At 49.5% G+C, this 22,826-nt stretch carries 17 protein-coding genes; all 17 read right to left on the reverse strand.

What is annotated here, in order from left to right; translation table 11 throughout:
* Positions 1 to 8: 8 nt before the first annotated feature.
* The gene (locus tag SCACP_RS18025) at positions 9 to 1,013 is read right to left on the reverse strand and encodes a virulence RhuM family protein (protein ID WP_425058883.1); all 1,005 of its coding nucleotides are present in this window, start codon (positions 1,011 to 1,013) and stop codon (positions 9 to 11) included.
* Positions 1,003 to 2,541: a type I restriction-modification system subunit M gene (locus SCACP_RS18030; RefSeq protein WP_425058884.1), complete on the reverse strand. Its 1,539-nt coding sequence runs from the start codon at positions 2,539 to 2,541 to the stop codon at positions 1,003 to 1,005. The genes SCACP_RS18025 and SCACP_RS18030 overlap by 11 nt, the downstream gene beginning before the upstream one ends.
* A complete protein-coding gene (locus SCACP_RS18035) occupies positions 2,504 to 2,875 on the reverse strand; it encodes an HIRAN domain-containing protein (protein WP_425058885.1) in 372 nt (123 codons plus the stop codon). The genes SCACP_RS18030 and SCACP_RS18035 overlap by 38 nt, the downstream gene beginning before the upstream one ends.
* 12 nt (positions 2,876 to 2,887) lie before the next feature.
* On the reverse strand, positions 2,888 to 4,495 hold the full coding sequence (locus SCACP_RS18040) for a restriction endonuclease subunit S (RefSeq protein WP_425058886.1): 1,608 nt from the start codon (positions 4,493 to 4,495) through the stop codon (positions 2,888 to 2,890).
* 617 nt (positions 4,496 to 5,112) lie between these two features.
* Positions 5,113 to 6,051, reverse strand: a complete 939-nt coding sequence (locus SCACP_RS18045) for an AEC family transporter (protein WP_425058887.1) — start codon at positions 6,049 to 6,051, stop codon at positions 5,113 to 5,115.
* A 47-nt stretch (positions 6,052 to 6,098) separates the two neighbouring features.
* The gene (locus SCACP_RS18050) at positions 6,099 to 7,427 is read right to left on the reverse strand and encodes a 5'-deoxyadenosine deaminase (RefSeq protein WP_425058888.1); all 1,329 of its coding nucleotides are present in this window, start codon (positions 7,425 to 7,427) and stop codon (positions 6,099 to 6,101) included.
* Positions 7,428 to 7,454: 27 nt separating this feature from the next.
* Positions 7,455 to 8,387 carry an ABC transporter permease gene (locus tag SCACP_RS18055; protein ID WP_425058889.1) on the reverse strand — a complete coding sequence of 311 codons (933 nt, stop codon included), beginning with the start codon at positions 8,385 to 8,387 and terminating at the stop codon, positions 7,455 to 7,457.
* Positions 8,387 to 9,460 (reverse strand): ABC transporter permease, encoded by a 1,074-nt coding sequence (locus SCACP_RS18060; RefSeq protein WP_425058890.1) that lies wholly within the window; start codon positions 9,458 to 9,460, stop codon positions 8,387 to 8,389. Before SCACP_RS18060 ends, SCACP_RS18055 begins: the two co-directional genes overlap by 1 nt.
* 1 nt (position 9,461) lies before the next feature.
* Positions 9,462 to 10,979 (reverse strand): ABC transporter ATP-binding protein, encoded by a 1,518-nt coding sequence (locus tag SCACP_RS18065; protein WP_425058891.1) that lies wholly within the window; start codon positions 10,977 to 10,979, stop codon positions 9,462 to 9,464.
* Between the two features lie 20 nt (positions 10,980 to 10,999).
* Positions 11,000 to 11,845 (reverse strand): FAD binding domain-containing protein, encoded by an 846-nt coding sequence (locus tag SCACP_RS18070; RefSeq protein WP_425058892.1) that lies wholly within the window; start codon positions 11,843 to 11,845, stop codon positions 11,000 to 11,002.
* On the reverse strand, positions 11,839 to 12,315 hold the full coding sequence (locus SCACP_RS18075; RefSeq protein WP_425058893.1) for a (2Fe-2S)-binding protein: 477 nt from the start codon (positions 12,313 to 12,315) through the stop codon (positions 11,839 to 11,841). The genes SCACP_RS18070 and SCACP_RS18075 overlap by 7 nt, the downstream gene beginning before the upstream one ends.
* Complete coding sequence (locus tag SCACP_RS18080; RefSeq protein WP_425058894.1) at positions 12,239 to 14,452, reverse strand: xanthine dehydrogenase family protein molybdopterin-binding subunit; 2,214 nt, start codon at positions 14,450 to 14,452, stop codon at positions 12,239 to 12,241. Before SCACP_RS18080 ends, SCACP_RS18075 begins: the two co-directional genes overlap by 77 nt.
* A gap of 134 nt (positions 14,453 to 14,586) precedes the next feature.
* Positions 14,587 to 15,702: a BMP family ABC transporter substrate-binding protein gene (locus SCACP_RS18085; protein WP_425058895.1), complete on the reverse strand. Its 1,116-nt coding sequence runs from the start codon at positions 15,700 to 15,702 to the stop codon at positions 14,587 to 14,589.
* 291 nt (positions 15,703 to 15,993) lie between these two features.
* Positions 15,994 to 17,598: an N-acyl-D-amino-acid deacylase family protein gene (locus SCACP_RS18090; protein ID WP_425058896.1), complete on the reverse strand. Its 1,605-nt coding sequence runs from the start codon at positions 17,596 to 17,598 to the stop codon at positions 15,994 to 15,996.
* 5 nt (positions 17,599 to 17,603) lie between these two features.
* Positions 17,604 to 18,797: a YgeY family selenium metabolism-linked hydrolase gene (locus SCACP_RS18095; protein WP_425058897.1), complete on the reverse strand. Its 1,194-nt coding sequence runs from the start codon at positions 18,795 to 18,797 to the stop codon at positions 17,604 to 17,606.
* A 66-nt stretch (positions 18,798 to 18,863) separates the two neighbouring features.
* Positions 18,864 to 21,479 carry a selenium-dependent xanthine dehydrogenase gene (xdh, locus tag SCACP_RS18100; protein ID WP_425058898.1) on the reverse strand — a complete coding sequence of 872 codons (2,616 nt, stop codon included), beginning with the start codon at positions 21,477 to 21,479 and terminating at the stop codon, positions 18,864 to 18,866.
* Complete coding sequence (gene hydA, locus SCACP_RS18105; protein WP_425058899.1) at positions 21,409 to 22,815, reverse strand: dihydropyrimidinase; 1,407 nt, start codon at positions 22,813 to 22,815, stop codon at positions 21,409 to 21,411. The genes xdh and hydA overlap by 71 nt, the downstream gene beginning before the upstream one ends.
* Positions 22,816 to 22,826 lie beyond the last annotated feature (11 nt).

Below are 22,826 nucleotides of genomic sequence, written 5' to 3' on the forward strand. Positions count from 1 at the left end.
CAACTATCTCACTTTTTCTTTTCCAGTTGCTTAGCCGTCTGCTCAATACTGCTTAAAAAATGCCGTTCTACCGGTGATAACTCATTTCTGGTACGTTCCCGATACTTCTCCAACTCCTGGTTGGCTTTCAGTTTGGCAACTTCATGGGATACGGTTCCGGCATGAGTCAAGATATCCCTGCCCGATATCTTCATGAAATCGTCGAGCTTGCTAAGCCAGTCTGCCATGTACATGGGTTTTCGGTTTTTGGCTTGCAGTTCGGCAAAATCCAAATACATATTGACGATACGGTTAAGTGTATCGATTTCATCTTCTGTCAAATAGTTTTTGGCGGACTCAACATCGGTCTTTTTCGGAGACAGCCCTGTCCATGAGGTAAGACCCATGAAAGGCTTATCGGCATCGGCCCGCTCATAAATCACTTCCGCTGCCGTTTTGCCATGGGCCGCATAGTGCATCTTATTCTGCACAGTCTTGAAAAATCTCTGTGTCATTTCCGCTCGCGGATCATAGTCAATGCTGGTCGCGTAGATTTCCAAAACCTTACGGTAAAACACCTTTTCGGATGACCGGATCTCTCTGATACGTGCCAGCAATTCATCAAAATAATTACCAGCGCCTGCTTGCTTCAGCAAGTCATCATTCATAGTAAAGCCTTTGATGATGTATTCTTTCAGCCGCTGGGTCGCCCATATCCGAAACTGGGTGCCGCGGTGAGATTTTACCCGATAGCCGACCGAAATGATGACGTCCAGATTATAGTACGCAACATCATAGGTTTTGCCGTCAGCAGCAGTTGTTGCAAAAAATGCAACAACTGCTTTTTCGTCCAATTCGCCTTCGGCAAAAACATTTTTGATATGACGCGAAATAACCGATTTGTCACGCTGGAAGAGTTCTGCCATTTGGTTGAGTGACAGCCATACTGTATCATCTTCCATCCGGACATCAATCTTGGTCTGCCCGTCTTCGGTTTGATAGATGAGGATTTCGGTGTTGTTACTAAAACTCATACCCAATCGCCCCTAACCGCCGCCGGATCTCATCTTCCAACTGCCGTGACTTGGCAAACATCTCAGATAGTTCTCCTGTCAGCCGCTGCATTTTTTCATCAAAAGGCTCGCTGTCTTCCTCTATTTCTTCGATGCCCACATACCGTCCTGGGGTCAAAATATATTCATGCTCACGGACTTCTTCCAGTTTCGCCGCTTTGCAGAAACCTTTTACATCTTCATACTCGCCGGCGCCGGCTTCGCCCCGCCAGGCATGGTATGTATCGGCAATCTTCTTAATATCTTCATCTGACAGCTCGCGGTGCGTCCGGTCTGCCATATAGCCCATTTTACGGGCATCGATAAAGAGGATTTCCCCTTTGCGGTTACGGTGGCCTTTGGCCGCCTTGTTCTTGGTGATGAACCATAGGCATACGGGAATCTGCGTTGAGTAAAACAACTGACCCGGTAAGGTCACGATGCAGTCTACATGATCCTTTTCCACAAGGTTTTTCCTGATCTCGGCTTCACTTGAGGTAGAGGTGGACATAGAGCCGTTAGCCAGGACGAAGCCGGCCACACCGCCCGGAGCCAGGCGCCAGAGCATATGGAGGATCCAGGCGTAGTTGGCGTTGCCTGCCGGCGGAATGCCGTAGCCGTTCCAGCGGACATCTTCGGTAAGTTTTTCCCCGCCCCAGTCGCTGATGTTGAAGGGCGGATTTGCCAAGATATAATCGGCCTTGAGGCTTTTGTGCAAATCGTTGTGGAAAGCATCGGCGTTATACTCGCCAATGTTGCCGTCAATACCGCGGATGGCCAGATTCATTTTGCACAGCCGCCAGGTGGTGGGGTTGGATTCCTGCCCGTATATGGAAATATCGCCTATCTTGCCGCTATGGGCCTCCACAAAGCGCTCGCTTTGGACAAACATGCCGCCTGAACCGCAGCACGGGTCATATATGCGGCCTTTAAACGGTTCTATCATCTCTACCAAGAGCTTAACCACACTCTGGGGAGTATAGAATTCCCCGCCGTTTTTACCTTCGGCGCTGGCAAATTTAGAGAGAAAATATTCATAGACTCTTCCAAGGACATCCTTTGAACGGCTCTCTTTATCGCCAACTTTAAAGGACAGAATATCGATAAGCTCGCCGAGGCGGGTCTTGTCCAGTGTCGGTCTGGCGTAGTCCTTCGGCAGCACGCCTTTAAGCTGTTGGTTGTCTTTTTCGATCGCCGCCATGGCATTGTCAATGATTTGCCCGATTATAGGACTTTTGGCATTTTCTTTTATGTACGTCCAGCGGGCTTCCGGCGCTACCCAGAAGATATTGTCCGCCAGATATTCATCTCGGTCTTCCGGATCAGCCAGTTCGTCTTGTTTCAGCGCCTCATATTTTTCTTCAAAAGCATCGGAAATGTATTTCAAAAACAAGAGTCCCAGAACCACATGCTTATACTCGGCGGCATCCATATTGTTGCGCAGTTTGTCAGCCGCCTGCCACAGTTTTTCTTCAAAACCCAGGTTTGCTCCGTTCTTCGCTTCCTGCATCTTCAAATACCTCCATTTTTATTTCAAAATGTATTGCGCTATTATCTATCATCTCTACAATAGCTGTATCCTGCACCACAAACCGGATTATCCCATAAGCATGTTCGCCAAAAGTATCATAGATACGGCCGGCACTGCAGCAACCTTTTGGTACAGTATGCGTACTGTTTGCGACATAGCCAACCTTACCCACCGGCATGATGAATACTGCTATGGCTTCTGCATCGTATTCATTGTCCGGCTCTTTTTCCAGTCGTACAGGTATGCCCGGCTTTAAGATTTTCGTGCCGTAATAGTTCTTACATCCAACTATTGCAATATAACGAGCTTCCATCTGTAGCGCCTCCTATTCCAAGAAATGATTATAAATACCTAAACGTTCCCGCTCCCACCTTTGCTCAATTTCAGCCAGTTCTTGTCTATATCTTCTATACTCCTCATCAAACCTTGCAGCGAGCTGATGTTGTTTTTCCAATGGCAGTAAGGGAATTTCAAGTTCTCCCAGATCATTAGGATTGATATTCATAACCGTAGTCCCGCGTTGAAAACTTTTGACCAGCATTTGGCCGATGGGGCTTTCTAAAAATATCTTTAAATATAAAGGGAGTACTTTTTCGCTCAGCCTGGCCACGATAACATTAGCTGATGCAATTACAATACGTTCTGTTTCCGGAAATATAGCGACTTTATTTGCCGTTCCCCGACAGGTGAGAATAATATCGTTTTTTATGAGCTGGTAACGCTTAATTTTACGCTCTTCTTCATGAATGGTGTCCATGCCATCTAAGAGAACCTCGCCGTCCTCAATGTTGGATATATTCAGCACAAATATCTTGCCAGGCTGTATATCATCTTTCAGCACCGATTTCCCGCGGAAAACCTCGGCAACCTCTTTCAATTTTACCTTTTCCAGCCTGGATGTCTTGAACCTTTGAATTGTTTCATTGTCATCAGCAAGAAACAATTCAATGCGCCAGTCATCGTGCTGCTCAAACTCGTCATAAGATATCATATGTTTTTGTTTCAGCACAAGTTGATACTGCTCATCTTCAATACTGCCAATCGAAACACCGTCTGTTCTTGATTTTGAAAAAGCTATTAAATACGTTTTTATGCCGGCATAAGGCCGGAACGTTCCTTCCGGAAGAGAGTATATCGAATCGATATTATAATTTTCCAAAAGCCACTTGCGAAACTCTTGTACAGGCCCACCGGCAAAGGTTACCTTCGCAGGCGTAACTACAATCAATCTGCCCTCATCATTAATGAGCTTGATAAGATTCTCAATGGCGATGCACTCCGAATCCCGTGTTAAAAAACTTTTCCCGGTGTCTTCCGGGCTTAGCCGGCTGCCAAAGGACGGAATACAGATTGCCATATCGAAGTTCTCTTCGAGCAATAATTCCCGATAAATTGACTGATTTACTACTCTGACATTTTTAAAATCCGCGAAAACAGTTGTGAGGAGAATATAGATAACGTACTTTTCTGTTGTGAGCGTAAACATCTTGTCTGGATTGGTTTTTATAAGATTGTATAATCTCTCAGCCATTTTCTCGGCTTCAGCAATAAGAATATTGTCCTGTGCATCCGTAAAGCCGCCAGCCAAGTAATCCACAAGATAGTCTGGCGCAAGCATTATGCCGGCGCGTTCATTTTTATTTACCGCTACTAATAATTCTAGTAGGTCAAGCTTATCCGCAACAGAAAACAGATTATAAAAAAAGTCTCTATCACCAGGAAAATGCCCAAGCTTACTTTCCTCCGACAGCCTTTTCATTTCCTGAAATAAGCGTTCTTTGTCTTCCACCGAATCTGAGAGCACAACACCCTTATTCCGGATGTGCCGGAATACCAGGACTACCCTGACAGCCTCCAGAAGGATTTGCTCTTTATTCTCCAAACCCCTTATATAAAACATTTCCCAGAAGGATTGTATACTGCTGGATTTCATTTGCGCTTCCTCCATGATTATCCATCTACAATTGTATTGTAGTTTAAATGTTTTAGTATTGTCAATACTAAATTCCTTTTCGCCATTAGGTAAGCAAAAATATTTTTCCTGGCAACCTACCTATTCCGTTTTCACGTAATGGGCTCTTATGCGTCCTTTCTCCCTGGTTTAACGCCGTAAAATCCTTATTTTACAATGGTTTGCGCGTTTTTATATTCAACATTCCAGAATATTACAGGTGAATTTAACAGTAATAAATTACCGCGTGTTTTTCAGCATTACACACACGAAAATTTCTACATGCCAAGTATATGCTATAACCCAGTAGCAATATATCATCGAGAGATATAAATAACCTCATTCGCAAGAAGGAATTGTCACTCCAAATGTGAATGAGGTTTATTCATCATGCAGTTATATTTGCATATGGTTCTCTGTCCATCGTTAGAGTCGTTCGAATTAAACTGATAATACTTGGCAAGTAATTAATCTTCCATTCACGCGGTATTACTACCGTCTTGGGAAGCCGTTGCTTCTATCCAGTTGATCTGACTCGAACCGCCACGAGGTCGCCCCTGCAGATTTAAGTCTGCCATGCCCTGCCAACCACTGTTATTTCAATGCAAACCAAAGAAAATCACCGGGTATACAACCAACAGAAACAATCCCGTAGTTAGAACGAAAGAAGCATTGGCAATATGAACGTTGAGATCATGAATCTTTACAACAATAACCGCACTTATGGCTGTTGGCATACTGGCCAGAATCAAAATAGTATTTATAATCTTGGGGTCACTGAATATCAGCTTAGCAATAATATAGGCTAACACAGGGGTAACGATGAATTTTATCGGCACCAAGTCCAGTGTGCTGGAATAGTATCGTTTAATTGCCGAAAAATCGATAGAATGGCCTACCGGAATAAGGGCAGTCCATGCAGCAATATGGACAAGCGGATCGAATATTTTTCCGAATATCGCCGGGCGCGGCACGTTCAGATAGTACAGTAAGAAGCCGATGATCAGGCCGACGACCGGTAGCTGATTGCGGTTTAAAAACAGTTTTGAAAACGATATTTTCACCATACCAGCATTTCCGCTCTGGTGATAATATTGCGCCAAAGGATAGCAGATTAAGAAAATAACCGCCACTTGGAGCAAAACCACCAACTGGGTATACGCAAAACCTGTTTCGCCGTACAAAATATAGACGCACAACCCGCCTAACGTGCCAAGATTGGATAATATTGCCGACAGTATATAACTGCCGGTATCAATCATGCTGCTGTATTTGTTTTTCGAAATCAAATAAGCGATCAAACCGGGAATAAGGCTCAATATTACGCCAAATACCGGCAACCATGCCAATTCCCAGCTAAGCGGCATAACCCAAAAGCTTAATATGGAAAGAGCCGGATATAACAGCAGCATGTTGTAGTTGATCATCTTATCAAAAAATGTCTCACCAAACAATTTCTTATCCCGAAGCAGGTAGCCCACACTTAGCGGTACCAATAAATCAACAACGAAATAAATTAACTTTATTGTAATATCCATAGAAACCTTCCACTTTTCCTACTATTTGTTTATTATCAAACTCCCGCCTATACGATTCCCGCCCGCCGGCGGACGCGTTCTAAAGCGGTATTCGCTTGACGCAGCACTACCGCTTCATCGATCGTCGCCAGGCAGCCTTGCTCATACACTACTTGTCCGTCAACCATCGTTAAAGTCACGTCGCTGGCTCTTGCCTGGTATACCAGTTGCGCATAAACATCGCTTCCCGCCTGTGGTGAGCAATGTAATTTACGCAGGTCGACCATGGCGAGGTCAGCTTTTTTGCCGATTTCCAGTGAACCTATTTCCTTCTCCAGCCCCATGGCTCTGGCACCGCCGACGGTGGCCAGGGCAAATGTTTGCCAGGCCGGCATGGCGGTAGGACCGTAAATTGGTTTCTGGATTAGAGATGCGGTCCGCATTTCGGTAAACCCATCCAAATTGTTATTGCAGGGAGCGCCGTCTGCCCCTATTGATACATGGATGCCGCGCTCCAGCATTTCCGGAATACGGGCAATTCCCGAACCCAGCTTCAGATTGCAGGACGGACAATGCACCACTTTTACGCCTTGCCGCTGTAATATGGAAACTTCCTCATCATCCAGCCAGATGCAGTGAGCTAAAATCAGGTTCCCGTCAGCCAGTCCCAGATGATCGAAGTACACAATATTGCGCATTTTGCGCTCGGCTTGGACCAGGGCGATCTCACCCTTATTTTCGGACGCATGGGTATGGACTTTGACATGGTACTGTTTAGAAAGCTTTTCTACCTGCCGCAATAAGTCTTCGGTACAGGATACCACAAACCGGGGGGCAAAAGCGTATTGCAACCGCCCGTTGCCCTGTCCATGCCACTTTTCCAGAAGGTCGACGCTCTGTTGCAGCGAATCGGCAGTATTCTCCATCAAAGTAGCAGGCACCTCTTGCCCGTAATCCATCATACATTTACCACTGAGGGCCCGTATGCCTGAATCAACAATAGCCTGAAAGGCGGCCTCGGTATGATGGACTGTTTCCATATCAATAATGGCTGTTGTTCCGCCTTTAAACAGTTCCCCGATGCCAAGCAGCGCCGACCAGTAGAGCGATTCGGTGTCATGCGCGCCTTCCAACGGCCAAATGCGCAGTTTCAGCCAGTCTAACAGCTCTAAATCATCAGCCTGGCCCCGAAATAACGTCTGACACAGATGGATGTGGGTCTGAATCAGTCCGGGAATAACAAGTTGTCCACCGGCGTTAACAACTTTATCAGCCGTTACGTCCAGTTGTCCGATATCCTTAATCCGGTCATTCTCAATCAATAAATCACCACACACAATGCTGCGTTCTGCATTCATGGTTACAATAACAGCATTTTTCAACAAAATAGTTGTCATGAACTTTTCCTCCGTTCAGTACACATTTTAGCGTTCTTCCCGGTTGTACGGAATGCCCAGAGCCCCGGGCGCAGCCACATGCCGTTTCTTGGTTTCCCGGCTTACAATAATCAGGACAACAATAGTAATGATATAGGGCAGCATTTTTAAAAAGAAAGAGGAAACGGTGATACCCAAAGTCTGCAAATGAAAGCCCAAAACATCAACTGTTCCGAATAACCAACTGCCCCAAAAAGCTTTTGCCGGATTCCAGGTAGCAAAAATAACCAGAGCTACCGCAATCCACCCCCGGCCGGCAGTCATATTTTCCAACCATGAGGGCGCATAAGCCAGCGATAGATAGGCGCCGCCCATACCGGCCAGCATGCCGCCTATTATGACATAGGTATAGCGAACAGCAAACACATTGACTCCGGCCGCATCGGCAGCACCGGGGTTTTCACCCACAGCTCTCAGTTTTAACCCCGTTCGGGTACGGTAAAGCCCAAACCAGCAAACAGCCACCAGAACATAGGACAAGTACACCAGCACATCATGTTGAAAGAAAATTGGACCCAGTATCGGAATCTGGCTTAAACCGGGAATGGGCAAGGGTTTGAAGGTGACAGCAAGCGGCACGCCAATGAGTGTTTGACCTAAATAGCCGCTCAGTCCTGTCCCGAATATCGTCAGGGCTAACCCGCTGACAACCTGGTTGGCGCGCAGCGAAATGGTCAGAAAAGCATGAATTAAGGCCATCAGACCGCCAGCCACAATGGCAATGCCCAAACCCAGCCACTGACTGTTTGATTGCAGAGTGACTAAAAAGCCGGTCACAGCGCCAACCAGCATCATTCCTTCGACACCAAGATTGAGCACTCCTGCCTGTTCACACAAAAGTTCCCCCAGCGCGGCATACAAAATGGGAGTACCGGCAATAACGCCGGTGGCCAAAATCGCCGTCAGTAACGACTGTTCCATTACTTATTCCCCCTTTTGCCGCTGATCTTCAGCCGGTGCTCAACAAAAATCTCGCCGCCGACAACAAAAAACAGAATCGCGCCTTGCAGCATAGCCACAGTTGCTGCCGGCAAACCGCTGGTCTGGATACTGTAGCCGCCCACCAGCAAACCGCCGAAAACAAAGGATACGATCACAATGGCCCAAGGGTTTAGCCGCGCCAGCCAGGCAATAATGATGGCCGAGTAACCGTAGCCTGGCGAAATGCCATGCTGCAGCCGCTGGGTAATCCCTGACACCTCAGTCATACCGGCAATTCCTGCCAGACCGCCGCTAATAAACATGACCAGCAAAATATTTTTTATATAGTTCATCCCGGCATAATTGGCTGCTACGGCACTTTCGCCGCTTACCCGGATTTCAAATCCCCACTTGGTATGTTTGAGTACAACATACAAAACGCCTGCCGCCAAGATGGCCAAAAAAAGTCCGGCATGAATGCGCGTCGGCCCCAAGGACGGTAATACGGCACTATCGGAAAACGGCGCGGTAATGGGAAAATTAAACCCGTTCGGATCTTTCCAGGGGCCATATACCAAATAATCTACCCACAAAATAGCAACATAATTTAGCAGCAGGGTAGTAATCGTTTCATTGACTTTAAAGTAGGCCCTGGGTATCGCCGGCAGCAGCCCCCAAAGGCCGCCCATGATAAACCCCAAGGCCAGCATAGCCGGCAACAATACATAATTAGGCCAGTCGGGAAAATTAAGCGCCAGCCAGGTGGCGCCAAACGCCCCCATGTACAGTTGCCCTTCAGCGCCGATATTCCAAAGCTGCATACGGAATGCCAGCGATACAGCCAAGCTTGTCAACATTAAGGGAATGGCTTTGACCACCGTCTCCGACAACCCATATGCGGAACCAAAAGCGCCTTCAAACATCAGGATATATATTGCCAGCGGATTTTTACCTGTTACTCCGATAAAAATCCCGGCGAAGCACAACCCCACAACCACCGAAAGCAGCGGTGCAAAAAACAGTACCGAACGGGCAGCGCCGCTTCTTTTTTCAAACTGAATTCTTGCTATCATATCATACAGCATATTGTTTCAACATCCTTTTCCCGGCCATCATCATCCCGACTTCTTCCACGGTTGCCGCGCCTGGCTCGACAATCCCCATGACTTCTCCTTCATGCAGTACGGCAATCCGGTCTGCCAGCATAAACAATTCGTCCAGTTCCTCGGAAATGAGCAGCACGGCTTTGCCGGCGTCCCGTTCTTTCAGCAGCAGGCTGCGTACCGCTTCCATGGCGCCGACATCCAGGCCGCGCATCGGATAAACAGCCACAATCAGCCGGGGATTTGCCGTTATCTCCCGCGCCAAAAGCAGCTTTTGCAAATTACCGCCGGACAGCGTCTTTACCGGATTAAACAAATTTGCCATTTTAATATCAAAATTACTGACAATGTCCCGGGCTTGCCGGCTGGCCTGCCGCCAGTCAATAAACCAGCCTTTGTTGCGGTTATAGCTTTTTAAGACAAAATTATCTACGGCATTCAGTCCGGGAACCAGTCCTGTACCCAAACGGTCTTCAGGAATGTAACTGACCCCGGCGGCAATTAAGGCCTGAACACTGCTTGCGGTATGGTCGGTCTCATCGATAAACTTGGCGCCTTCCTCCACCGGCCGCAGGCCGGCGATCACCTCAGCCAGTTCACTCTGCCCATTGCCGGCCACACCGGCAATACCTAAAATTTCCCCGCCGTAAATATCCAGCGAAACTTGCTTAAGCGCCATCTGTCCACGACTCCCCAAACAAGAAACATTTTTGAGAGCTAAAATCTTACTACCGCGCTCAACAGTTTTTTTCGGCAGATCGGTTAAAACACTCCTTCCAACCATCATTCCGGTAAGCTCTTCCTCGCTGGTCGCGGCTGTTTTTACCGTACTGATTGACTTGCCGCCGCGCAACACCGTAATAGTGTCGGTGTTTTCCATTACTTCACTCAACTTGTGCGAGATAACAATAACGGCTTTGCCTTGCGAGGCCATCAACCGCAGGGTTTTATAAAGCTCGGCCGCTTCCTGCGGCGTAAGCACTGCCGTAGGCTCATCCAGGATTAAAATCTCTGCGCCCCAGAACAGTACTTTAATAATTTCAGCCCGCTGCTGTTCGCCGATTGACAACTGCCAGACCTTAGCGGCCGGGTCAATGCAAAAACCGTAAAGCTTGCAGAATTCCTGAATTTTTTCATAGACTGACTTAAGATGGTAAACCTCGCCGCTTGCTTGCAGGCCTAATATAATATTTTCCGCAACAGTAAAAGTTTTTACCAATTTAAAATGCTGATGAACCATGCCAATGCCTTTAGTCACCGCATCCTTGGGGGAGTGAAAGTCTACCGGCTGGCCGTTGATGCAGATAACACCGTTATCAGGCCGGTACAGACCTGTCAAAATACTCATCAGCGTACTCTTGCCGGCGCCGTTTTCTCCCAGCAACGCATGAATTTCTCCGCGCTTAATCGTCAAATTCACGTTGTCATTGGCCAGAATACCGGGGAAACGCTTGGTTATGTTTTTCATTTCAACAAACGGGGTGCCCATGATTTCCTCTCCTTCTGTTCTCACCAAATACACTTTGTAATAAAATGCTGCAATAAGTTTAAGGAAACTGCTTTGCGGTACCGCGCACTGGAACGCTGATCATCAATCGGCCGGATCAAAACCGAATATCTATGGATCAGTTCCGGAAGCAAGCCGGGTAATTCGGCAATACTTTTTTCAATACATAATCTTTCAATGTCTTGTGCTTTGACCACAGTTGGCGCTACCGCGCCAAAAGCCAGCCGCAAATCCTTTACCGTGTTTTCCGAAGTTACGGCCAAACCGGCAAAAGATAATTTGGCCAACGCCTCAGCCTTACGGGTGCCCACTTTTTTATAAAAATACACATTATATTCGGCCAAAGGGATGTTAACGGCAACCAGCAATTCATCAGGCTGTAAAGCCACTCGTCCGGGCCCCAGGATAAAATTCTGAATCGGCACCTCCCGGCGGCTCTCCAGATTTTCGATAACTACGCTGGCCTCCAGTGCATAGAGCGGCGGCAGTGTGTCACCCGCCGGCGAAGCATTGCAGATATTCCCGCCAAGTGTCCCCATATTCCTTACTGCCGGTGAAGCCATGACCCTCAATGCCTGCTTAAGTATATCAGGCACATCCTTATGTTGCGCTAAATCACTCAGGGTACAAGCCGCACCGATAGCAAGCCTTCCTGCTGCCAGCGATACTTGCTTTAGCTCCTCAAGCTGTCCGATGAACATGACAGGCTGCATGAATTCAGGCAATATCCCCGGCCCGCCCCGGTGCCTAACCATAATATCCGTACCACCGGCAAAAGCAATGGCCTGATGTTCACGTTTGATCGCCAATGCTTCGGCAAGACTTCCCGGAATATATGTTTTTACCAAAGACCTTCACCTTCTTTGGCCGCTAATGTAATGGCCTCAACTATCATACTGTAGCCGGTACACCGGCACAAATTGCCGGATATGGCCTCGCGGATTTCAGTTTCTGCCGGTGACGGATTATTCCGTAACAGCGCTGTTGCCGCCATAATCATGCCTGGCGTACAGTAGCCGCACTGTACCGCACCTGCTGCGGCAAAGGCCGCAGACAGTACTTGGTAGCCGGGTGTTGTCCGTAACCCCTCAATCGTGGTAATCTCAGCCCCCGCGACTGCTCCGGCCGCAGTTATGCAGGAGTTTACCAGCTTGCCGTTGACCAGCACCGAACACGCGCCACACTCCCCTTCGCCGCAGCCCTCTTTAACCCCTGTCAGCCCACAGTCCTCGCGCAACACATCAATAAGCCTTTTCACAGGATTTATCGCCAGCACCATCGGCTTGCCGTTTAGAGTTATCGCAACTTCTGCTTGCACTGTCTGTCACCTCCATCAGGTATTCCGGCGTAATAGGGATATGGGAAATATGTATCCCCAGCGCATTAGCCACCGCCGCCGCATAAGCCGGTGCGGCGCCGATCAGGGTAAGTTCCCCGGCTCCTTTAGCGCCAAAGGGGCCTTCATCATAGGGGTTGTACACAAGTTTCGTCTGAATGGTACAGAAATCCATGGCGGTAGGAATAATATAATCAGTCAAGCTTGTCTGCCTGACTCTGCCGTCCTTACTATTCATGACCTCCATTCCGGCATAACCAAGACCTTGCAGCACCCCACCCTCGATTTGCCCCCGGATAATCTGCTCATCAATCGGCACCCCGACATCAAATACTGTCCAGACCCCGGTTACATCAACTTCGAAGGTGAGGGGATCGACTTCAACCTCGACGACATTTACTCCCCAGGAATAGGCAGGATAGGCATCGCCCTGGAATGTTGCATTATCCCACTTGATTCGCGCCGGATGCCGGTATTTTTTTAATACTTCAACCGTTCCCGGCTCAGCCCAGCGTTCTTTCAGTTCAAGCGCCGCCTCTTCCAGCAGCTTGCCGACAATCATTATCGACCGGGACGCTACTGTCGGCCCTGAGTCGGGAACCTTGTCAGTATCAGGATTTTCACAAACAACGCTGTCTAGCGGAAGATCCAGTACCTTGGCAACAATCTTCTGCAAGGTTGTCTTTAGGCCTTGCCCCATATCGACATTGGCTGTCAGTATCGCCACTTTACCGGACAGGCCGTCTCTTACCAATTTAACCTCAGCCTTGATATAGTCCCGCTCCCCGCTGCCGGTAAAGCCGCAGCCATGAAGAAACAGCGACATGCCAATCCCTTTGGGTTTTTCCCGGTTTGCCGGATAACTGCCGGTTTTGGCGGTGTAGCCTGACATCTCATCGGCAATGGCAATCATTTCCGGCAACTTGACTTCATGAACGAATTTGCCGCCGGTGGCCGTCAAATCCCCCTGCTTAACCATATGCCGTTGTTTATAGGCTAACGAGGGTATCCCCAATTTTTTCGCCAGACTTTCCATATGCATTTCCAACGCGAAAAATGCCTGCGGTGCGCCAAAACCCCTGAAGGCCCCGTTAGGCACGGTATTGGTTGCCAGCACTTTGCCGTTAACCCGCAGACTGGGGATATTATAAACGCCGGTAATATTAAACATGGCCCGCTGCAGCACTACGCCGGAAATGCCGGCGTACGCGCCGCCATCAAGCGTAATACTTACATCCATTGCCATGATCCTGCCGTCCCGGTCAAGCGCTGTCTTAAACTTAATTACTGACGGATGCCGTTTGGTGGTAAACGGCATATCTTCAGTCCGCTCATACACAATAGCTACCGGACGACCGGTTTTTACCGCCGCAAAGGCGGCATGCCCGGCAATGAGTGACGGATAATCTTCCTTACCGCCGAAGGCCCCGCCTACCGTAACCTGTACGACTCTGACCCGGCTTTCATCCCAGCCCAATCCCTGGATCAGGGCATTTTTTACATAATAAGGACACTGCATTGAACCATAGACCGACACTTTGCCAGCTTCCGGCACGCCGATCATCCCTTGGGGTTCCAGATAAGCATGCTCCTGATATCCTGTTCTATATTCCTCTTCTATAATGTCTGCCGCCGCTGGAAATACCGCTTCCGGCTCTCCTTTGGCATATGCGTACTCTACAAAGCAGTTATTTTCTCCGTAAATGGGTCCTCCGGGGCATTCCTCAGCCTGGTCCAGTTCTAAAACAGGCTCAATATCCTGATAGGCCACAGAAATACCCTGCATAATTTCCTTTATCGTTTGCCGTTCGGGACCCACGACCAACAGAATGGGCTCGCCAACATAATTCACCGTGTCTTCGGCAAAAAACGGCTGATCATCCAACAAAAATTTTACCCTGTTTTTTCCGGGAACATCATTTCGGTCAACAATACAGTAGCCTTGAGGAAGCGGCGGAATTGTTACCGACAATATCCTGGCCCTGGGCCTGGTGGAACGAAGGGTTTTTGCATAAAGCATGCCCTCCATCCGCAGATCTGCGATGTATTTTGCATAACCGCCGGTCTTTTCCCGGCTGTCCACCTTATTCACCGGGATGCTAATATTATCTAATTTCATATACTGATCTCCCCTATAGTCATAGCAGCCCGATCTGTTTTATATCGGGCTGCTACTGACTTAGCTCCTGGCAGATATAGTAAGAACTACGCAAACAAAATTTATGCTGCATACTGTCAGTTATGCCATAATTGCTATTTAGGAATAGTTCCTTCTACCCCTTTAACAAACCAATTGAATTCCAGCATTTCCTTGTCGGACATTTTCTGTCCTTGCGGAACCTTTATTTGACCCTGCTGATCGGCAATCGGTCCGGTAAATACGTCCCATTCGCCTTTAACAATACTGTCTTTCTTCTTGGCTACCAGTGCTTTGACATCTTCACTTACCATCGGCCCATACGGTCCCAAATCAATAATGTTTTCCGACATTGCACCCCAATATTGTTCAGACTTCCAGGTCTTATCCATAACCGCTTTAACAACTTTTACGTAATAAGGTCCCCAGTTCCAGACCGGTCCGGTCATAACAGCTTTCGGGGCAAAAGAACGCATATCGGTGTTATAACCTATGCCAAATTTGCCTTTTTCTTCAGCTGCTTGCATTGGGCCGGGAGTATCCTGATGCTGGGCGATTACGTCGGCACCGGCGTCCAGCAAGCTTTTGGCCGCATCTTTTTCGGTCGCCGGATTATACCAGGTATTGGTCCAGACTACTTTTACAACAGCGTCTGGATTAACAGACTGTACCCCCAGAGTGAACGCATTGATGCCGCGAATTACTTCCGGTATCGGGAAGGCGGCCACATAGCCGATCACATTACTTTTGGTCTGTTTGCCGGCAACAATACCGGATAAATAACGTGCCTGATAGGCCCGTCCAAAATAAGTGCCTACGTTTTTCGCGGTTTTAAAGCCGGTAGCATGCATGAAAACGACATCAGGAAACTTTTGCGCTACTTTTTGTACATAGTCCATGTACCCGAAGCTGGTGGCAAAAATGACTTTATTGCCTTTCATCGCTAATTCGGTCAAGACCCGCTCAGCATCAGCCCCTTCAGGAACCGATTCGACATAGGTTGTCTCGACATTAGGCATTTCCTTTTCCAGGAACTTCCGTCCCTGATCATGGGAAAATGTCCAGCCGGCATCGCCAACCGGTCCCACATAGACAAAGGCTACCTTGAATTTTTCCGATGCTGCCGGTTTGTTCTCGGCAGGTTTTTGGCTGCCGCAGCCGGTTAGCAGCACTGCTGTGATAAGAAATGCTATCAACAGCAGCAAAGAATACCTGCGTTTTCCTTTGTTCACCTTATCCCCCCCGTTTTTCCTATCAGAAAGCGCATCCCCTCTCTGAATAATAAATAACTTGACTCAGACTTCTCCGTAGTCCCCAAGGACTTGGTCAAGCTAAGTCTTTATATGTATTGGGCAGTTGCCCCGGATGCCGGAAAAATAATAAGCTCTAAAACACATTTCGTCGTTTTAGAGCTACATTGCTTTAATTCGTATTAAATTTTAACTATCCTGAAACAGATTATATCTTAATATGAGACAAAAGTCCAGTGGAAAGTTACTAAATATTCTCTGTCACGTTTACATTCAGTTAACTTGATTAGTAGCTTTACGGAGCACTTTTCCGGCCGGTTTTTTCTCATAAACGCCTGAACGTACGGCCACTTGTCCGTTGATTAAAACATATTCGATGCCTAAGGGATACTGTGCCGGCTCGACGAATGTTCCTTGATCCAGCACCGTGTCAGGATTAAATATGACAATGTCGGCAAAATATCCCGGCTTCAGTATACCGCGCCGGTTAAAACCGAAAACTTCCGCCGGCTTGGCCGTCATTTTCCGGACTGCCGCTTCCAAAGTTAACGCCTTGTTGTCGCGCACATATTTCCCCAACACCCTGGGGAAAGAGCCAAAGACCCGGGGGTGGGGCTTGCCTCCTAACAGTCCGTCGGTGCAAACATTTTGCTCGGGACGGGTCAGAAAGCGGATAACGTGTTCTTCCAGGCCATAAAAATCCACCATGCCGACAGCGTTTTGTTCCTGATACAGTAAATCAAAAGTGGCCTCATACGGATCTTTGCCGCGCAGACTGCCGATCTCCAGCAAATTTTTGCCCACCAGGTCCTGATTGGCAGCCGTCTTGACACTGGTAACAAAAATCTGGTCCAGCCCGGCAAAGTCAATAAAGTTATCCCACCCGGGCAGCCCATGTTCAATGTCATAGATCATTTTTTTGCGCAATTCCGGGCTTTCCAACCGTTTTAGCAGTTGGTCGGTCCCGCCGTCATGCGCCCATGGCGGCAGAATTACGCCAAGCATGGTGCTGCCGGCAACATAAGGGTATTGATCAAAAGATATCCTTATTCCCTCAGCTTGCGCTTCATCCAACAATTCAAGCACCCGGTCAAGCAAACCCCAATTTTTTCGCCCGCACACTTTGAAATGAGAAAAGTGAACTTTCACCCCGGACCGGCGGGCAATATCAATCACTTCTCGCATGGATGACAGAATGGTGTCGGCTTCGCTGCGCTGGTGAACGACAAACACGCCATCATATTCGGCTACAACCTTGCACAGTTCAATGAGCTCGGCAGCGGCAGCGTAAGCACAAGGCATATAGATCAGTCCTGTCGACAGGCCAAAGGCGCCGGCCGCAAGTTCCCGCCGGGTAATGTCACACATTTTGGCCAGTTCGTCCGGCGTAGGCGGACGGTTATCCAGTCCCATGGCCTCCATCCGGATGTTGCCGTGGGGTGCCAGATAGCTCTCATTCAGACCCGTTCCGGCAGTTTCCATCAGCCGTAAATAACCACCGGTAGTTTCATATCCCCAGTCAATATCATCACTGTCTCCATCAAGACCGGCCAGGTTCTTGCGCCAGGGTGAAATATACTTTTTCGGCAGCGGCGCCATGGAAATGCCGTCCTGACCCAACACTTCGGTAGTAATCCCCTGACGGATTTTGGGTTCAATATAAGGATTAATCAGAACCGCCAGGTCAGAATGGCTGTGCGTGTCGATAAATCCGGGAGCCACAATCAGGCCTTGGGCGTCGATGACTTGATCAATCCCGGCTGAGCTCTCTACATTCCCAATAGCGGCGATGAGCTCATCTTCAACGACAAGATCGGCTGAATGCCGTGCTTTTCCAGTACCGTCAATAATCAGGCCATTCTTAATCAAAATTTTCATTTAGCTCACCCATGTTGGGCAAACACCGATTTTAGTATTCCGTAATAACCGGCCGTTGCCTTCAATAGTTGATCAACTTCAATATATTCGTCAATGGTATGTGCCAAATTTTCCCGGGATGGACCGAAACCAATTGTCTTGATACCGGCTTCACCGGCATAATGACTGCCGTTGGTACAGAATGAATACTGGGTAACTTCGGGATGTAAACCCACAGCCCTTAACCCGGCTAAGGCCGCTTGCACAAATTCGTCGCTCTCATCATAAATCCAGCCGGGAAAAAACCGTTCCCCCTCAATATCGGATCCGGTATAGCATTTCTCCCGGCCGGTCGCGAAGGAAACTTTGGCGTTAAAATCGGGATTTTCGGCTTTCATCCGCTCAATTAACTCGTTCAAGGGTTTTAAGACCGACTCCTTGGTTTCGCCGACCAGCAGCCGGCGGTCATAGGTGGCCCGGCAATAATCGGGAACGACCGAGGCCCCGGGGTAAGGCGATGATTTAATATCTGTCAATTCTAAAATCCCCTGCCCCAAAACTTCATGGACAGCTGTTTCAATAGTGCGAATCCTGCCAATCAGTTCGCTCATATGATAGACAGCGTTTACCCCTGCCTGAGGATTGGCCGAATGAGCCGGTTTACCGTAAGTCTCAACGACAATTTCCGCCCGGCCGCGCTGGCCCCGTTTCAAATTCAATTCTGAGGCCTCGCCGATAACCACATAATCCGGCTTGACCAATTGACTGATCTGCCGCGCGGCAATCCCTTCGAAACATTCCTCATGCACCACGCCGGCCACATAGATATCACCGGCAAAATCGCGCCGGCTGTCGGCGGCAAAGTAGCCGGCGGCAGCAATCATGGCGCTGACCGCCCCTTTCATGTCCGATGCGCCGCGACCATATATTTTGCCATCCTCCAGTTGTCCGGCAAAAGGAGCGTGCTGCCATTTAGACTCATCGGCAACAGGCACGGTATCGATGTGGCCATCGAATAAAATTGTCTTTCCCGGCCGGTTGCCTTTGATGTGACCAATGATGTTGCCATACGCATCAACAAGTATTTCATCATAGCCCAGTTCCCGCAACGCCTGTTTCATCCTGGCGGCGGCCGCCTGTTCCCGGCCGGAATAGCTTGGCTGCCGGATGAGCTCCTGACACAAGGCTATTACTGTTTGTTCCCGCTGGTTGGATAACAATTTGTAACCCCCTCTGCTGCAAATCCCGGATACCGGTGCCACGACCGGTCCCATGTTCCCGCAGTTCTATTTTTTCCTGCAATACGGCGTTTGCCGCAACGGCAAACTGGTGCGCAGCACGCCGTCCTGCCGATAATATGCGCCGGCTACCGCCGGTGCTGTGGGGATTGACACAATCTCCCCCACCCCTTTAGCACCATAGGCCAGTATATCGGGATTTTTCTCGATCAAAATACATTCGATTTCCGGCACATCGCCAGCCCGAAAGAGTCCTAATGTGCCGAGTTTTGCTGCCGGCCTCCCCCTGTCCAGGGGAAAATCCTCAGTAAGCGCATAGCCCAGTCCCATGACTACGCCGCCTTCAATCTGGCCTTCGACAGTAGTGGGATTAATGGCCTTACCCACATCATGGGCAGCCACAACTTTTTGTAATTTTCCCTGTTCATCTAAAATAACCACCTGGGTGGCGTAACCATAAGCCACATGACTTACCGGATTGGGTTTACTGGAGTATACGGGATCGGTCATGCCGTGATACTCCTGGTAGTATTCCCGGCCTGCCAATTCGGTCAAAGAATGTTTTTGCAAATCTGCTTTCAACTCCAGGGCGGCCAGCCTGGCGGCTTCGCCGTTAAACAGTGTTTGCCGGGAGGCGGTAGATGTACCGCCATTAGGCGTAATACCGGTATCAGGCCCATGCACTTGGATAACGTCCGGCGATAGACCGGTAGTCTCAGCCACAATCTGAATTAATACCGTCGCCAGTCCCTGCCCCATACAGGCAGCACTGGTACACACCACGACCCGGCCGGCGTCAACTTTGATTTTCACCCTGCCGACATCAGGAACACCGACTCCCAGGCCGCTGTTCTTCATGGCACAGGCAATGCCTGCCGCCGGATGAGCCTCAAATATATCTTTCACAGCCAGCAGCGTTTCCTTTAACGCTGTGCCCTGATCGGCAATTTGACCGTTAGGCAAGACTTTACCGGGTTCGATGGCATTGCGGAACCTGATTTCCCATGGCGAGATCCCCAGTTTTTCAGCCAGTATGTTCAAGTTGCTTTCCATGGCAAAACACGACTGAGTCACACCAAAGCCGCGAAAAGCACCGCCGGGAGGATTGTTGGTATAAACGCCTATGCCGGTAATGTCAACATTTTCAATTTGATACGGTCCGGCAGCATGGGTGCAAGCCCGCTGCAGCACCGGTCCGCCCAGCGAGGCATACGCGCCGGTATCGGCTAAAATACGGGCTTTCACGGCGGTAATTTTACCTGTTTCATCACAGGCAGTGGTAAATTCCAATTCCATCGCATGCCGCTTGGGATGAACCAAAATACTTTCCTGGCGGCTAAACGTCAGTTTCACCGGTTTGCCGGTATGCCAAGCCAGTAAAGCGGCGTGATGCTGGACTGACAAGTCTTCTTTGCCGCCAAAAGCGCCTCCGACCAGCTTGCTGATGACCCGTACCTTGTCGCCGGCTACGCCAAGCATGGCCACAATTCCATGATGCTCATCATACACACTTTGGCTGCCGGTATAAACGGTAAGCGTACCATCTGCTTCCGGCACGGCCAGCGCGCTTTCCGGTTCCATAAAGGCATGCTCGGTAGGCGGGGTGGTATATTTCTGAGTTACCACATATTTTGCCTGCGCAATGGCCTGATCGGCATCACCGCGCTTTAATTCTGTCTTTGCCAGTATATTGCCTTTGGGATGCAGTTTCGGTGCGTCGGCCGCTAACGCTGCCTGCGGCGTTAGCAGAGGTGTAAGTTCTTCATAATCTACCTGAATCAGCTGCAGCGCCTGTCTGGCAACCGTTTTGGAAACGGCGGCCACCAAAGCCAACGCATCACCGACATACCGCGTTTCCTCACCTTCGGCAATCAACACCGGCCAGTCATGCACCAGATGGCCAAGCAAAGGTTTGCCGGGAATGTCTTTTGCCGTCAATACCGCTTCCACGCCAGGGTAAGCATACGCAGCCGAAATATCAATTTGTTTCACCAGCGCCCGGGGATACCTGGCCCGGAGCACGGCTGCATACAGCATGCCGTCAACCTGCAAGTCATCGGCATATTCGCCTGTCCCTAACACTTTGGCGGCCGCGTCCACCCTGGCCAAACGGCGGCCGATTTTACCTGAAAGCTTATCCTGACGGGGCAGCGCCCGCCCGCGCAAAATCTCAGCCGCCAATAATATGGCCTGCTCAATCTTTACATATCCGGTACAGCGGCACAAGTTTCCCTTCAAGGCCTGCTTGATTTCCTGCCGGGTAGGATTAAGGTTTCCAGCCAATAATGCCTTGGCACTTATCACCATACCCGGCGTGCAAAAACCGCACTGCACGGCGCCGGCTTCCGCAAAAGCCCAGGCAAATATTTCTTTTTCCCGGGCCGGTAACCCTTCGACAGTCATGACGGCTTTTCCCTGCACTTTGCCTGTTGTCAACAGGCAGGCCCTGACAGCCTTACCGTCAACCAATACCATACAGGCGCCGCAGGCTCCCTCGCCGCAGCCGTTTTTCACTGAAGTCAGGCGGGCATGTTCCCTGAGAAATTCCAGCAGGTTAATATCTTCAGCCAGTGTCACCATACTGCCGTTTAGCTTAAACCGAAACACGGCTATCACCCCCGGCGGCATACGGCCGCCGCATAAGATAGCGGCCGGCAGGAGCATCGTCAGTTAACCGGCCATCGTTCACTATATGCTGACCCCGCAAAAATACATGACGGGCTTTTCCGATTTGCGTCATACCTTCGTAGAGGTTATAGTCCACCTGCTGCAACTGTGTCCCGGCCGATATTGTTGTCTTTACCGCCGGGTCCCATACGACAATGTCGGCATCACTGCCCACCGCAAGCGTCCCCTTTTGCGGGAACAGGCCGAAGAGTTTAGCGGCATTGGTGGCAGTAACAGCGACAAATTGGTTAAGAGTCAGCTTACCGGCCGCCACCCCGTAGGTATATAACAGGCCAAACCGGTTTTCCACCCCCGGTCCGCCGTTAGGTATCCGGGAAAAATCATCGCGTCCCAGTTCCTTTTGGCCCACAAGATTGAAGGAGCAGTGATCTGATCCGGTGGTAGCCAGACTCCCCTCACAGAGGCCCGCCCATAGCGCGGCTTGATTGGCCGCCGGGCGTAACGGCGGTGACATTACATACTTAGCAGCGCTGAAGTCTTGTGTCTGATAACACGATTCGTCAAGCAGCAAATACTGGGGACACGTTTCGGCATAAATGGCAAGTCCTTTGCCGCGCGCTTCCCGTATAACGTCAAGAGCGGCCGCTGAACTCACATGGACAACATAAAGCGGCGCCCCGGCGACTTCAGCCAGGCAAACAGCCCGGGCGGTTGCTTCCCGTTCAGCAGCTACCGGCCTGGTGAGCGCATGATACTTGGGTGCAGTCCGGCCCTGGGCCTTGGCCTCTGTTACCAATACGTCAATTATATCGCCGTTTTCACAGTGTACACAGACCAGCATACCCAATTCTTTGGCAAGCAGCAGCATTCTAAGCAATGTACCGTCATCAACCTGCAATACATCCTTATAGGCCATGTACAGTTTAACCGACGTAATCCCGGCGGTGTGCGGCAGGCAAGCCATCTCCTCCAGCACACCAGGGCTCAACTCGCTGACAGCAAGATGAAACCCGTAATCTACATAACTGTTTCCGGTTGCTTTGGCATGCCAGTTGGCCACAGCCCGGGCCAGACTTTCCCCCCGGTTTTGAGTGGCAAAATCAAGCACAGTTGTTGTACCGCCTACGGCTGCCGCCCTGGTACCGCTGGCAAAATCATCTGCCGTTATTGTTGCTCCCACAGGTAAATCAAAATGGGTGTGCGGATCAATCCCCCCGGGAAACAGGTAACAGTCCCTGGCGTCAATGCACTCATCACCGGGCTGTTGTACCTTATAGCCGATAGCCGTAATTTTTTCACCGTCGATGCGCACGTCAGCGCGATAGCAGTCAACGGCAGTTACAACCGTTCCGCCTGTCAAGATAATTGCCATCGCCGTAACTC

The sequence above is a fragment of the Sporomusaceae bacterium ACPt genome, assembly GCA_041428575.1.
In the GTDB taxonomy this organism is placed as follows: Bacteria; Bacillota; Negativicutes; order Sporomusales; family Sporomusaceae; genus Sporomusa_D; species Sporomusa_D carbonis.